This is a genomic window from Coleofasciculus sp. (genome assembly GCF_046565525.1).
Classification (GTDB): domain Bacteria; phylum Cyanobacteriota; class Cyanobacteriia; order Cyanobacteriales; family Coleofasciculaceae; genus Coleofasciculus.
The window spans coordinates 1-14,320 of the sequence record NZ_JBKHUP010000064.1 but is presented as its reverse complement, the minus strand read 5'-3'; the positions used below and the strand labels follow the sequence as shown (position 1 = coordinate 14,320).

General features: G+C 46.3%; 9 protein-coding genes and 1 pseudogene. 4 read left to right on the top strand and 6 right to left on the bottom strand.

Annotation, left to right across the window (positions count from 1 at the left end; translation table 11 throughout):
• Positions 1–58 precede the first annotated feature (58 nt).
• Entirely contained in the window at positions 59–1,174 is a 1,116-nt protein-coding gene (gene prfA, locus ACLGGO_RS21825; protein ID WP_446420896.1) for a peptide chain release factor 1, read from the top strand.
• A gap of 175 nt (positions 1,175–1,349) precedes the next feature.
• Positions 1,350–2,174: an ATP-dependent sacrificial sulfur transferase LarE gene (gene larE, locus ACLGGO_RS21820; RefSeq protein ID WP_446336575.1), complete on the top strand. Its 825-nt coding sequence runs from the start codon at positions 1,350–1,352 to the stop codon at positions 2,172–2,174.
• 235 nt (positions 2,175–2,409) lie between these two features.
• On the opposite strand, the gene ACLGGO_RS21815 is transcribed toward larE, so the two are convergent.
• Both ACLGGO_RS21815 and ACLGGO_RS21810 read right to left on the bottom strand, forming a co-directional pair.
• Complete coding sequence (locus tag ACLGGO_RS21815) at positions 2,410–2,865, bottom strand: AAA family ATPase (protein ID WP_446336576.1); 456 nt, start codon at positions 2,863–2,865, stop codon at positions 2,410–2,412.
• Between the two features lie 143 nt (positions 2,866–3,008).
• On the bottom strand, positions 3,009–3,755 hold the full coding sequence (locus tag ACLGGO_RS21810; protein ID WP_446336577.1) for a phosphatase PAP2 family protein: 747 nt from the start codon (positions 3,753–3,755) through the stop codon (positions 3,009–3,011).
• A 397-nt stretch (positions 3,756–4,152) separates the two neighbouring features.
• Between ACLGGO_RS21810 and ACLGGO_RS21805 the strand changes: the two genes are divergently transcribed.
• Together ACLGGO_RS21805 and ACLGGO_RS21800 are read left to right on the top strand one after the other, a co-directional pair.
• Positions 4,153–7,281, top strand: a complete 3,129-nt coding sequence (locus ACLGGO_RS21805; protein ID WP_446420895.1) for a TIR domain-containing protein — start codon at positions 4,153–4,155, stop codon at positions 7,279–7,281.
• 341 nt (positions 7,282–7,622) lie between these two features.
• Positions 7,623–8,384, top strand: coding sequence for a DUF928 domain-containing protein (locus tag ACLGGO_RS21800; protein ID WP_446420894.1), 762 nt, complete (start codon positions 7,623–7,625; stop codon positions 8,382–8,384).
• On the opposite strand, the gene ACLGGO_RS21795 is transcribed toward ACLGGO_RS21800, so the two are convergent.
• The 4 genes and pseudogenes from ACLGGO_RS21795 to ACLGGO_RS21780 form a co-directional block, all read right to left on the bottom strand.
• Complete coding sequence (locus ACLGGO_RS21795) at positions 8,345–10,003, bottom strand: CHAT domain-containing protein (protein WP_446420893.1); 1,659 nt, start codon at positions 10,001–10,003, stop codon at positions 8,345–8,347. The genes ACLGGO_RS21800 and ACLGGO_RS21795 overlap by 40 nt on opposite strands.
• On the bottom strand, positions 9,892–10,920 hold the full coding sequence (locus ACLGGO_RS21790; protein WP_446420892.1) for a hypothetical protein: 1,029 nt from the start codon (positions 10,918–10,920) through the stop codon (positions 9,892–9,894). The genes ACLGGO_RS21795 and ACLGGO_RS21790 overlap by 112 nt, the downstream gene beginning before the upstream one ends.
• Positions 10,921–10,946: 26 nt before the next feature.
• Entirely contained in the window at positions 10,947–12,665 is a 1,719-nt protein-coding gene (locus ACLGGO_RS21785; RefSeq protein WP_446420891.1) for a ShlB/FhaC/HecB family hemolysin secretion/activation protein, read from the bottom strand.
• 339 nt (positions 12,666–13,004) lie between these two features.
• A pseudogene (locus ACLGGO_RS21780) lies at positions 13,005–14,320 on the bottom strand (hypothetical protein); the annotation flags it as partial.

Here is a 14,320-nt window from a genome sequence, read left to right as displayed (position 1 = left end):
TTAGACTTCGCACTTCAATGCTTATTTGAGCTATTTCAATGGAGCGATCGCTTGAACCATGGCGGAAACTTACCTACTTGATAAATTAAAATCGGTTGAACAAACCTTTCACGAATTAACGCGCCGTTTGGCTGACCCCGATATTGCCACTGATCCGGTGGAAGTGCAACGGGTGGCAAAAGCGCGTTCTTCCTTAGAGGATGTGGTTAACACCTACGAACTCTGGAAAACAGCTCAGGAAGAACTGGTTGGCGCTCGGCAAATCCTCAAGGAAGCCAATGGGGGTGGTGAAATGTATGAAATGGCATCTCTGGAAGTTGAGGAACTGCAAACCAAGCTCAGTCAACTGGAAACGCGCCTAAAAATCTTACTCTTACCTCGTGATCCTAATGATGATAAGAACATCATGTTGGAAATCCGAGCCGGAACTGGGGGCGACGAAGCCAGTATTTGGGCAGGGGATTTAGTCCGAATGTACTCACGCTATGCCGAAACTCAGAACTGGCGGGTGAAGCTATTGAGCGAGTCCACGGCTGATATGGGTGGATTTAAAGAGGCAATTCTGGAAATCCAAGGGGAACAGGTTTACAGCAAGCTGAAGTTTGAAGCCGGCGTTCATCGGGTGCAACGAGTCCCGGTGACGGAAGCGGGGGGACGAGTCCATACCTCAACCGCGACTGTCGCTGTAATGCCAGAAGTGGATGATGTGGAAATTGAGATTGATCCGAAGGATTTGGAGGTTTCCACAGCCCGTTCTGGTGGCGCGGGTGGACAGAATGTGAATAAGGTGGAAACAGCGGTTGATCTGTTCCACAAGCCAACTGGGATTCGCATCTTCTGTACTGAGGAGCGTTCTCAACTGCAAAACAGAGAGCGGGCGTTGCAAATTCTCCGGGCTAAACTGTATGAAATGAAGCTGCGGGAGCAACAGGAAGCTGTCACCTCGATGCGGCGATCGCAGGTGGGTACGGGTTCGCGATCGGAGAAGATTCGCACCTATAACTATAAGGACAATCGCGTTACTGATCATCGCTTGGGTCAAAACTATTCTCTGAATAACTTGCTGGAAGGGGATTTGGAGTCTGTGATTCAATCTTGCATTACCCAAGATCAACAGGAACGTTTAGAAGAGTTGGCAACTTCGGATGAACAAGGGGAATCGCTTTTGGCTTAACTGTTATTGGTCATTTGTCCTTTGTTTTCTGTCAATAACTTAGGATGGTATTTTGGGGTGCAAGCAAGTTACCCCCTTTTTACCACGGCGATTGAAATCGCTGCTAGACAAACAAAGTCCGCCTACGCGGACTGCCTTGAAGCCTTCTGCCTTGAAGCCATCTGTCTTGACAACCATGTTAAATAATAAACTTGAACAACTCACAAGCTTATTTGCTCAAATGGATCGGGCATTGATTGCCTATTCTGGAGGAGTGGATAGCACTTTAGTTGCCAAGATTGCTTATGATGTTTTAGGCGATCGCGCTTTAGCTGTAACCGCCGAATCCCCGTCTCTGTTACCCGAAGAATTGGAAGACGCCCGAATTCAAGCGGCGGTGATTGGCATTCCTCATGAATTGGTGCAAACCGATGAAATGAATAATCCCAATTATACGGCGAATCCGGTTAACCGTTGCTATTTTTGCAAAAGTGAACTTCACGACACACTGAAACCCTTGGCGCTACAACGGGGTTATCCTTATGTCGTGGATGGCGTGAATGCTGATGACTTGGGGGACTATCGCCCTGGGATTCAAGCGGCGCAAGAACGAGGGGCGCGATCGCCTTTAGCGGAAGTGGGCGTAACAAAAGCGGAAGTGCGCCAACTGTCGCAACAGTTAGGGCTTCCGTGGTGGGATAAACCCGCCCAACCTTGTCTAAGTTCTCGCTTTCCTTATGGCGAAGAAATTACAATTGCTAAACTGCAACGGGTAGGGCGGGCGGAAGTTTATTTACGGAAATTAGGGTGGAAAAATTTGCGGGTGCGTTCTCAAGGGGATACTGCACGAATTGAATTGTCGCCGGAACAAATTAAAGAATTTGTTTTGACCACGGATTTACCGACTCTGGTATCAGCGTTTCAAGATTTAGGATTTTTGTATGTAACCCTCGATTTAGAAGGGTATCACAGTGGCAAGTTAAATCGGGTCGTGAATCAAGACGATAAAGTCATAGCGTAGGGGCGGGTTTAGCCACAATTGTAGGGGCGCAAGGCTTTGCGCCCTATTCAATGGTAAGATCTATTCCACCGCCAAGGAGGTTAGGACACATAGGACTCTCCGGAGACGTAAGGTGTGGACAAATCGACTAATACAGCACAATAATTTCCTTACCCTTTAATTAATCCAATTTCATCTATCCCCAAGTTTTTTAGCCCATTCGGTTGGCTTTTTATTAACTCCTCTCCAACGTCTCTTATCCCTTAGTGTATTGGCTCCACTCTTTAACAATAAATGAATAATTTGCCCCCATTTTCACATAATAAAGCGCATCAAAGCCTTCATCCCAACTCGGTAAAACCAGCTTTTTATGCGTTGCTAAAATCCCCGGTACAGGAATCACCTGTTTCCCTTGGCGTTGAGCATTCCGTCGCTTACAATCCTCTACAACCGATTGAAAATAATACCCCACCACACTAAATCTCTTTTCCTTCGCGGGTACAATATAACGCGCCCTATCTTCCGGCGTTGGATTCGTATTATCCACAACAAAACGCTGTTGAGCATCGAGACAGGCTTGAACCAGAATCGCTTCCCGATGTCGAGTTTTGAGCATATCCAAGTTAATCCGGATATGAGTATTATAAAAGCGATCGCGGCAAAATGAAGATTTACCCGACGCCTGAATTCCGATTAAGATAACCGCTTCCATTGTGGTTTTGCTTTATTGCTGCGACAACTCCATAACCCTTAAATTGAAGGGTACTGAAATTTGGGCTGGTAGGCAATGCCCACCCTACGGTCTATCAAGGATTTCGGTGATATAAAATTATTGAGCGTGCCATTGTCTTTAAATTAGGATGAGAGTGACTGCGGTGATTTTTTACGGTGTTGGTGATAATGTCGGTAAACTTCAAGGTTTAATAAACAAGCCATCAGCCAGGTTAATCCCGCCCCTTGTCCGGCTACAATGTCCGTGGGCCAATGAATACCCAAATAAACCCGACTGAAACCAATTAGGACAATCAACCCGATAATTAGGCTGACAATCCACCACCGCCAACGGCGAAAGTGACGGGCGAGTAAATAGCCAATAAAACCATAGATAACCAGTGATAACATGGCATGACCACTGGGGAAACTGGAGGTATTCGGTTCAGCCGTGGTAAGTTGCCAGAGTTGGGGGCGCTGGCGGTCAAATAATTGTTTAATTAACAGGTTTAATCCGGTTCCACCCATAGCCGTAATCGCTAACGCGGTAAAATAAACACGCTGTTGTCGCGCCCAAAATATTGCCCCTAAAATTAGACAAATTAGGGTAACAAATATGGTGCCGCCAATAATCGAAGCACTCCGCATTACCCAATCCAGCAGAGGTGAATGAAGTTGTTTAACCAGCAACATGAGCATTTTGTCAATTGCCTGAGTTTGCTTTTCTAACACCTCGTCAGCAATTCCTAGAAAAACCCAAAGCCCTACAACTGTGAGGATTACTCCTGAAATGGGGAGAATAGAAAGCTTCCAGAACAGAGGCTTGTTGGTTTGCGATCGCCAAATCTGGATGATGGCTTCAATAATGTGGCTTATTTTTTCCTTGAACATCTTTATACTGGCATGACATGGCTAAAATTGTGGAATAGATTTTATAGCTTTAATGGGCGCATGTCGATCCATGGTATAATTCCCAACATGCTTCACTAACGCTACTACGAACTCTTGCGTCAGTTCAAGGACAGCGATCGCAACAAGTCAAAAGCAAGCTCTAAGTAGGGCTTGCTGAATAAGTCTTGCGGTGGGGGTAGGTGTTAGGTTAATGGCGTTAAGTGTTAGGTGGCAATTGGACGGCTGTCATTTGTCATTGGGAAATTAAACTATTAGGAAAAAGTAGCAAAAGGCAGACAGGGCAGAAGGTATTGATTAAACTAGGAATATCCTAATGTTGCCCAACAGGCAAATTAACTTCTGTAAAAACCTCTCAAAGCATAAAAATTAAATCAATATGAATGATTCCCAGGATGCCTTTATATCCTATGGACGGGCAGATAGTAAAAATTTTGCAACAAAACTTTATTCTAGACTCCTAGAACAAGGATTAAAGGTGTGGTTTGATCAGAATGACATTCCTCTGGGTGTAGATTATCAGAAGCAGATTGATGACGGATTGGAAAAGTCAGACAACTTCTTGTTCATCATTGCGCCCCACTCGGTGAACTCGCCCTACTGCGGTTTAGAAATTGAACTAGCGCTGCGCCGCAACAAACGGATTATTCCCCTATTGCATGTGGAGCAAATTACCCAAGAAATCTGGCAACAGCGCAATACAGGGCGCCCGTTGAGTGAGTGGGAAGACTACCAAGCAAAAGGCAAGCACTCCAGCTTTCCTAATATGCATCCGGTAATCAGCAAGATTAACTGGGTTTATATGCGTGAAGGCATTGATGACTTTGAGCAATCCTTCGCCGGATTGTTGGAGATATTTGAACGCGATCGCGACTATGTACATCAGCATACTTCCTTTTTGGCAAAAGCACTGGAATGGGAGCGTCATCAAAAACAGTCTCGCTATCTGCTAGTAGGAGCACAACGGCAAAAAGCCGAAAGTTGGCTCCAATTCAGGTTTAAAGATAAACAACCCCCCTGTGAACCAACGGATCTGCATTGCGAGTTTATTTGTGAAAGTACCAAGAATGCAGAAAACCTGATGACTCAGGTATTTCTCTCTTTTGCTGACACGGATAGAGCGTTCATGCACAAGGTAGCTAGAAGCTTGATGCGAGAAAGGATGACAGTCTGGACAAACACAAAAGATATTAAAAGTGGGGCTGAGTATGGGGAGGTGATTAACCGGAGTATTGAACAGGCAGATAATCTGGTTTTTCTGATGTCAAGAGCTTCCCTGAAATCTGAATACTGCAAGAAGGAACTGACCTATGCAAAGTTGTTGAATAAACGGATTATTCCGCTATCGATTGAGGCGGTTGATTCAGAGCAGATTTTTCCAGAATTGCGTACCATTCAGTATATCAAATGCCCACAAGACCAAGACGAGTCAAACTATCAGGCTGATCTGGCTAAGCTGATTCGGATCTTGCGAGAGGATGCTACCTATTATGAACAGCACAAGTTGTTGCTGGCAAAGGCGTTGAAGTGGGAGGAGCAGAAGCGCAATCCGAGTATTCTGCTGCGAGGCTTTGATCTCCGTCTGACAGAGGCTTGGTTGAAGGGGGCAAAGGTGCGATCGCAACATCCACCGACAGCGTTACAGGAAGAATTCATTGCTGAAAGTCTCAAACAACCCCCAGAAGAGGCTTTAGATGTCTTTATCTCCTACTCTCGTGTCGATTCGGAATTCGCCCGTCAACTCAATAATGGATTGCAAATTCAGAATAAAACAACCTGGTTTGATCAGGAGAGTATTGCCTCTGGCGAAGACTTTGAGCAGGAAATTTTCAAGGGAATTGAACGCTCTAATAATTTTCTGTTCATTATTTCCCCCAGTTCGATCAATTCACTTTACTGCGATCGCGAGGTAGAATACGCCAAGAAACTGAATAAGCGAATTGTGACGGTTCTGTACCGAGAAGTTGACCCGCAAAAGCTGCATCCGGTATTGGCAAGCTTACAGTGGATTGATTTTAACAATCACGGCGGCGACTTTTTTACCAATTTTGGGGAGCTAACTCGCACCCTTGATGCTGATCCAGATTATATCCGTAATCATACGCGCCTCCTGCTCAAGGCAATGGAGTGGGAACGGGAAGGACAGGATGATAGCTTTTTACTGCGGGGTAAAGATTTGAAAGCAGGTGAGGAGTGGTTAGCCCAGTCGGTTAATAAAGAACCCTCACCAACAGAGCTTCAGGCTCAATACTTAAACGCCAGTCAAGAACTTCCTAAACGCAAAGTCAAACCGCGTACTGTGCTAATCACCAGTGTGGCTGTTACCGCGTTAGTTTTCACAGCTCGTTGGTTTGGATGGACACAGGGATTAGAATTGGTAGCTTACGACCATTTGTTAAGGTGGCGTCCTGGTAATGAAGCCCCAGATGATCGGTTTCTGGTTGTTGGTGTAGATGAAGACAGTGTCAACTGGCTCCAGGAAAACTATGAACCATCATGGGGAACCCTTCCCGATCAAGCACTCAATGACTTACTCAAGGTTTTGAATCAGCATCAACCTCGACTGATTGGCTTAGATTTCTTTCGGGATTATGCCGCAAAGGCAGATGTGGCAGCTAGTATGAAGCAAACTCAGAACTTGATGGCGATCTGCAAAAGTAGTGGCAAGGATCGCGGTGAAGCCGTCAGAGGTGTGAACCCGCCACCAGAAGTGCCGATTGAGCGCGTCGGGTTTTCTGATTTGATCCTTGAAGAAGACGGTAATACTGCACGCCGCCAACTCCTGATGCAGCCACCTGACCCAGACTTTTGTAATACACTGGATGCGTTTAGCTTGGTCATGGCGCGTCAATACCTGAAGGCTGAAGGAAAGTCCTACACTTCTCCACTAAAGGAGTCAGGGGAACTTGAGCAGATGCAGTTCGACAATACCGTCATTGGGCGACTAGCTGGAAAGGGAAGTGGTTATCAAAATACAGAGCAACTTGTGGGATACCAGACATTAATTAACTTCCGCGCTCCCAATGGCGATGCTCGCAAATTCGCAGAAGTTGTCAGCCTCAAAGATGTTCTGGACAACCAGATTCCGGCTGAAATGATTCGCGATCGCATTGTGTTGATCGGCTATACCGCGAATACCCTCGTCGGAGCCGATATCAGGAATACCCCCTATGGTGAAATGCCAGGAGTTATTCTACATGGGCAGATGACCAGTCAAATCATCAGTACTGTATTGAATGATCGTCCCCTGATTTGGTGGTGGACAAGTTGGGGCGGAAGTCTCTGGATCTTGGGTTGGTCATTGGTTGGTGGTGTCATTGTTTGGCGGTTCAATCAGGCATCCCACCTGGCAAGTGCTTCCATTGCAGCGCTTATCCTGCTTTCTGTCGCTGGTTATGGGATGCTGGCGTACCGCAGTGGCTGGATTCCCTTGGTTCCTCCTGCGATCGCTCTAGTCATGACCGGTGTAGGTGTCGGATACTTTACTTATCGTTTGCAACACCCTTAATCCCCATTCTGCTTTGGGAATCACCTTTATCGTAGAGACGTTACCTGCAACGTCTCTACCGTTCATTTTATTCAAGAAATCAGAAAAGCGAATTACCTGTAAAAAACTTCTCCGATGTTTTATTCCATTTGTAAAAGTGTCTCTAGGGTTAAGCCGTTATTGCTATTTTTGTTGAATTGTAAATTTTAAAGGGTTTAGAATGTTAAAAAACACAATAAATTTATAAAATAATTGATGGCACTAGAGTATAATTAAAAACAAGTATTTGACTAGGGATTTATTCTAGGCTGACGTCAACGATTATGACGTGATATTTATTGTCGATTAAGATAAACAGGATCATGACTTTTACACTGTCGCCGTTCTATCAAAAAGGACTCACTTGGACACTCGTTGCATTATTGTCGAGTGTGATGGTTTTGACATTCATCTCCAAGGAAGCCCAAGCTCAAGGGTTTGGCAAACCTCCTGGTAGCAGCAAATCGGGTGGAGTGCGTGGAGAATGCTTTGCAGCGGATCGGGAAAGACCTTTAATTGCTTTAGTTGATGGCAGTGAACTGGTTCTCACCACTCAAACCCATCCCACCTTCCTCTTTTACGTCCCTTATAGTTACCGGACTCAAGAGGGTGAGAATTACGGCGTTACCACCGCAGAATTTGAGTTGCTTGATGAACAGGAAAACTCAGTATTAAAACATCAAAAAATAGTCGTTTCCTTACCCGAAAACCCAGGACTTGTAAAGATTGCCCTACCCCATACTGAAACCGTACTGGAGCCTGACAAGGAATATTTTTGGATTTTCCGGATTATTTGTGATATAAACGATAACACTGCCAATCCAAGTGTTTCGGGCTGGATCAAACGAGTAAGTATGGGTTCCAGTGAAAATGTTTGGTTTGATCGCCTCGAACAACTTGCCCAATCTCCTACGCATCATTTAGAGCAATGGAGGCAACTTCTGAGAGAGGTTGATCCTGAGCTTCAAGACTTGGCTCAGGCTCCAGTTATTGAATTAAAGCCTGAAGCCTCTGGAATCAGGAGACAAGACGACAACGGCTGTGATTATAACCAGCTCCCGACTAGAACATACGGTGCCCAATAGCGGGGATGAGTGTAGAGTCTATCGGGGTGGTTCAACAGGGCTAGCTGTGCCTTACGCAATGCCTCAGCTCGGGTAAAATTAGGTTTACCCAGATACTGATACAGCGTTCGGGTAAACTCTACACTAGGCTGATCCGCTAGACTCCACAATCCCGCGATCGCACTTCTTGCACCAGCCTTTACCGCTGTACCCGCAATCCCCAAGACGGCGCGATCATTCCCGGTTGCTGTGCGACAGGCACTCAGGATAAGCAAATCAACCGCCTTGGTGCCTCGGAGAGTGCTGAACATCTCATTGAGTTGGTTTAGTGTGATCTTATTGTCTGCTGTCAATATATAAGTATCGTTTGGATCAGCACCAAATTGACCGTGGGTTGCTAAATGTACGACTTGGAAATTCTCCTGATTTAACGTTTTGTTGAATTTATCTTCAGTAAACTCCTCATCTCGGATAAAGTTAACCGATACTCCTGCTTTCTTAATCTCATCGAGTTCAGGATTGACGGAAGGTAGTTTGGCATACTGCTCAAATCTTTTTGGTGGATTGGTTAAACCGGCTGCCAGTACCTTCATGTTGGCACGGTTTAGGGGAGTAGGATCGCGTACTTCTAATCCTAAAACCAGCACCACAGAATAATTCTCCACCAAGAATTGATCACCATCATAGAGTGCGGACATGGGAATTGTCCGCAGGGAATCATCTAGGATAAAGATGAGGGTTTTAACCTCACTATCCTCAAGGCGATCGCGAAAGGGTTTAATCAGCCAGTCATACACTTTTTTTCCACTCTCCCTGACAGCTCTGAATTTATACTCATCCCACAAGTTATTCTGGAACTCATCCAAAGTTTCCTCAATCCTGTTCCGGGAATCTCTGACGGAAGTATATTGGTACAATTTTTCTTGATCCGGCAGTTTGAGAATAATTTCTAGGCGATCATCAAGGATAATCGGGTAAATTACTGCCGCTTTCTGACCTTTTTCAGCTTCCCGATTCACCACACGATCGAGTTCTAATTTGACATCCTCGCAGGCTTGCTGGAAGTAGTTTTGTAGCTCTGCCACCTGCAGGGAATCTAAGACTTCACGCGCTTTTTTGAGTTTGTCTTGCTTGGAATCTTTTGGTTTGTCCAGGCTTAGCTTGAGTGATTCCTGTTTTTCCAGGGTTGATGCTGTTTCGTTCGCCGAAGATTCTAGCAGCAAATCCACGAGTTCGCGATAGACGGGTTTAACACGTTCCCGGAAGGAAAACTGTGTATCGGAATTTGCCCCAACGAGATCCGAACGTACTGATTTTAGGGCTTCGTAGGCTTGCCAATAAGCCGCGATCGCCTCCTCAATCTTGCCCTGTTCTTTAAAGATACGTCCAAGTCGCCATGCTGTCTGATAGGAAATCTCGGAGGCGTTAATAGATTGGGATAAATTCAGGGCTTGTCGGGTCAAGTTTTGCGCGGCGGATAATTGTTGGGTACGTTGATATAGCTGTCCCTGCTCCTCTAGAACTAGGGCTAGCGATCGCACATCTTGGAGACGTTCGGCTTCCTGACGAGCCGCAACCATAATTTGGTTAATTTCTTCGGCATCCTGATTCGTTGACGAGCCACTTGACTCTGCTCCCACGCCACATTTCCCAGACTTAAATTAGCTGAGGCAATAGCGACTGGTGATTGCAGTTTTTGGGCAAGTTTGAGGCTTTCCTGTAATACTTCTCTGGCAGCAGCAACACAGTCTGAGTTAGGCCGAGAATTCTCTGAAGTACAGGTTAATCTGCCAATCCCCCGGAGAGCCTCGCCTAAACTTCGCAGGTTCTCAGCTTGAGTGAGAGAGGGAGCATCAGGTTGTTGAGAGTTGAGGGTGTGTTGTAAGTTCTCTAAAAGTAAACGTGCCTGACGGTATAATCCCAACGCCTGTAATGCTTGTGCTTGATTAATCTGGCTGCGAGTGGCGCGGTTATATTTCTCTAACTGTGTGTATAAGTGGGTTGCCTGTTCCCAGGAATCAACAGCTTGGGCAGCTTTTCCCTCTGCCAGTTGGAGACTTCCTTGTACATCCAAGGCTTGCGCCCAAATCACCGATCTCTCTGGCGTCTCTTTGGGAGATTGTTTAAGTAATGTAAAAGCTTGGGCGATCGCTTGATTTGCCTTTTCCCACATTCCCAACTGTTGATAACTTAAGGCAAGGTTACTGAGAATAACGGCTTGCCCGATGGTATCTTCTTGGTTCTGATAACCTTGGAGTGCTTGTTCTAATAACTGGGAGGCTTCCGAAAATCGCGAGCCTTCGTACAGGGTTTTTGCTTGTTGCTCCAGACTCTCCCCTGAGGTTTGATTCCCCTTAGCGCTGCTTAAAAATGGGGGAATTGGTTCATCAGTTTCTGGTAACGAAGATGAAGGGATTGGGGGGTTTTGTCTTGCTGTACTATGGGGGATTGAACCTGTCGCGATCGCGGGCAATCCTACGATACAAAACCATGCGGATAAACCGACGATTAAAAGGTAGTTAACTGAACCCTTCAATAATTTGGAAGTAAGACTCAAACATCTCCACGTTATTCTGCCAAACTTTAAAAGGGTGTGTAAATAATAGAAAAATAAATGCCGTTTTCTTGCCATGTGTCACCTCTGTCATCAATTGATACCAACGGAATGCCAAAATCTAAACGAGCGGTGAGATTATCTCCCATCTGCCACAGCAAACCCAATCCCGTACTCACCAACGTATCGGGAATGTCACAATTTTCCGGTTCATCACCGTTGTTCCAGGCTGTACCGACATCAATAAACGGTACGATTTGCAGCAATCCTTGGACTTCGGATACCCGGAGAATGGGCAGACGCACTTCTGCCGAAGCCAGAATTCCATTATCTTTGAGTAAATAATCTTGTCGATAGCCTCGCACACTTTCTTGTCCACCGATGCCAAACTGTTCTAATCCCAGTAGCCGACTCTCGGAGAGTTGTACATCGGTTCTCAGCAGCAGAAGAGTGTCCCGTGCGAGTAGACGCGCCCATTGTCCCTGCCCGCGCCATGCCAAGAAGCGACTATCGGGTTCGCCATTATCGTTTATTGTGGCGTCGAAAACATCTAATCCCAGACTAAACTGAGAGCGAAATGCGAGAACCTCTTGGCTACTACGCTTTGTCCATTCTTGAGAAAATCGCAGCGCTGAGACACGGGTGCGCCCCTCTTCATCCGCACCAGGAGCGAGGGGAAATGCACCAATATCATCAATACCCAGGAAACTCTGGCTGCGTTGATGGGAGAATGTGAGTTTTAGGGCTAGTTCTTGGCTGGGGGTTTGGATCAAGGGATGACGGAATCCGAGTTCGTAGTAGCGATATTTAGAGGAAATATCTAGGACATCAAAGGGATTCTCAGTCACGTCACTATCGGTTATACCAAAGGCTAGGGTGACTCGGCTATTGTCAGGACTAACGGGTAGGGAGTAGCTCAAATTCCCACCGTTACTGCCTTCTGTATTGGTATAGCTAAGGCTGATGGCATCGCCAAAACCCAGGAGGTTTGCCTCGTTGAGGATGATCTGACGTTGGAGACTGCCGACAGTAGGCGATCGCGAATTATTTAATTCTAGATTGGTGCTAAAGGTGTCCGCTTCCGTCACCTCGACTTGCAGGATATTGGTACCAGGGCGCGTACCTACCTGCAAATCAGCAGACAAGCTGTCAATTAATGGGTCAAGTTGCAGCAGTTGCAATTTCTCCAGTAAGCTATTCACATTTAAGGGTTGAGTCTGGGCGAGTGCCAGCCGACTGCTGATGTAGCTGGGTCTTAATCGTTGGGTTCCTGTAACGTTAATTTGCTGTAAACTTCCTTCTACTAGCTTAATCGTGACAATGGCTGAGTCTGGGTTGGAGATTTTTTGTTCAGGAAGAATCGCTCCAGAGGTGGTGTAACCCTGCTCAACATAGAGTTGGGTGAGTTCTGAGCGGGCTTGGAGGAGTTCGGCAAAGGAAATCCGACGACCGATATAATCTTTGAGGGTTTCTGCTAGTTCTGCATCGCTGAAGATGGTATTGCCTTCAAACTTAAACTGTTCAACGATGAGTGTGGCGGGTGCTTCCTCTGGGATAGAGTCTGGGGGTGGTATGTCTTGGGTGGGGGGTGAGAGGAGTTGATCATCGGGGGGTAGTGTTGGTAAAGGTTGCTGTTCTGGCAGAGGTTCCAGGGATGGAGGTGGCTGCTCCCGTGGCACTTGTGCAATGGATATCGCAGGTGTTGGTTTCTGCTTGGGTAAAGTGGCATCTACTCCATTTTGACTCACTTCAAGTTCCTGAGCGTACAGTAGTTTGGGGGTCAGACTGAAGCAGATTAGGGTTAAACTGAGCCAGCAGGACTTGTAGAGGTATCGAAAGAGCACAAAGAACTGTAGCTGCATTAGAGGCAAGCAGAAAGAATGAGGGAAGAAGAATGAAAGGGGATTAATTTTTGACCCAGTAACCTGACTTTTGCGAGACTTACGCAGCGTCTCTATATGTAGATGTAGGGCGGGCAATGCCCCTCTTACCACTTTAAATCTGTCTTAAGGTAGATGCTTATTTTTGAGGCTTATGTAGATGTGTCTAATATAACCTGACTTTTCTATGACAAGCTGCAATAATCCCTAACGGCGATCGCCAACGGGTGAACAGAACTGAGGGGAAACTCCGGACTGATCAGGGGTGGCGGTAGACACTTGGGCGGCGAGAATCAGTTCCCCATTGGCATTCATGAACATACCTTGAGCTTCGACGAGGGTGTCTGGGGAATCGGTGGCAAGGGGTTCATCGGGAATGTCGGCGCGGCTGACATTGCCCAGATCACGAGTAACCCAGTCTGGCGAAAGGGTTCCAGGAGTTTGCAGGTCATCTGGTTCAGGAGGAAGTCCACCGCGTCCCGTAACCACAAATTCACTTTGACGGTTGGCTGTTGTTCCACCCGTTGCTCCACAGCCTGTGGCAATTTGATCCCTAGGATCGATAACCTCAATCGGCAGTTCACTCAGTCCTTGGCTGGGGTCAATCAGCAGGGTGTTGATTTCGATAGTGCCTTCAAGACCAATATCAGAACCCGCACTGATTTGACTAGGAGGGTTATTGATAATGTTCATCAAGGCATCCCGCGTAGTTACCCGATTTTCGGGTTTAAGTCCTAAGATCCGGTTGGTATTAATTGTAATCACACCACCTCGACCACCGAAAGCATTAGCGACGATGTTACTGTTTTCTGAGGGAACTGCGATGACAAAGCCATCTTCCGCATTAATAGTGATTCTGCCACCATTACCTGGTGTTGTTTCCGTTCCCGCTGAAGTAGAAATCTTACTTTGGTTGCGTAGTAGCAGCAAATCCGTTGCCGTGATGGAGATATCGCCCCCATCACCACCGATGGTTTTGGCAGAAATTTCGGCTTGATTGTTCAAGGTGACGCGGTTAGCGTCGAGTGTGATATCTCCTGCATTTCCTTTGACTTGATTGTTAACATCCAATCTTGCGCCATTGGTTAAGGAGAGTGAACCAGCTTCAATCTCGATTGAGCCAGCAGTGCCCTGTCCGTTTTGTTCCACACTGCTCAAGATGCCGCTATGGTCAAAAGAAGCATCACCTGAAACATTGATACTCACGTTACCCGCATTTCCCCGTGCAAGCTGATTATTCTCCGTTGCTCTTCCTACCTGGGTTTGCACGGAAGCGTTATTGGTTAAAAAAAGTGAGCCAGCTTTAATTTCGACTAATCCACCATTGCCTATTCCTCCAGGTTCCACACTGCTGAAGATACGGCTACTGTCAAAAGAAACAGCACCTGAAACATTGATACTCACGTTACCCGCATTTCCCTGTGCAAGCTGATTACTATTCCTTTGTCTTCCTACCTGGGTTTGCACGGAAGCGTTATTGGTTAAAAAAAGTGAGCCAGCTTTAATTTCGACTAATCCACCAT

What these genes read in the sequence shown, in the direction of transcription:
- ACLGGO_RS21815 (WP_446336576.1), bottom strand. Translation starts at nt 2,865, where the DNA reads ATGGAAGCGGTTATCTTAATCGGAATTCAGGCGTCGGGTAAATCTTCA.
- prfA (WP_446420896.1), top strand. Translation starts at nt 59, where the DNA reads ATGGCGGAAACTTACCTACTTGATAAATTAAAATCGGTTGAACAAACC.
- larE (WP_446336575.1), top strand. Translation starts at nt 1,350, where the DNA reads ATGTTAAATAATAAACTTGAACAACTCACAAGCTTATTTGCTCAAATG.
- ACLGGO_RS21800 (WP_446420894.1), top strand. Translation starts at nt 7,623, where the DNA reads ATGACTTTTACACTGTCGCCGTTCTATCAAAAAGGACTCACTTGGACA.
- ACLGGO_RS21805 (WP_446420895.1), top strand. Translation starts at nt 4,153, where the DNA reads ATGAATGATTCCCAGGATGCCTTTATATCCTATGGACGGGCAGATAGT.
- ACLGGO_RS21810 (WP_446336577.1), bottom strand. Translation starts at nt 3,755, where the DNA reads ATGTTCAAGGAAAAAATAAGCCACATTATTGAAGCCATCATCCAGATT.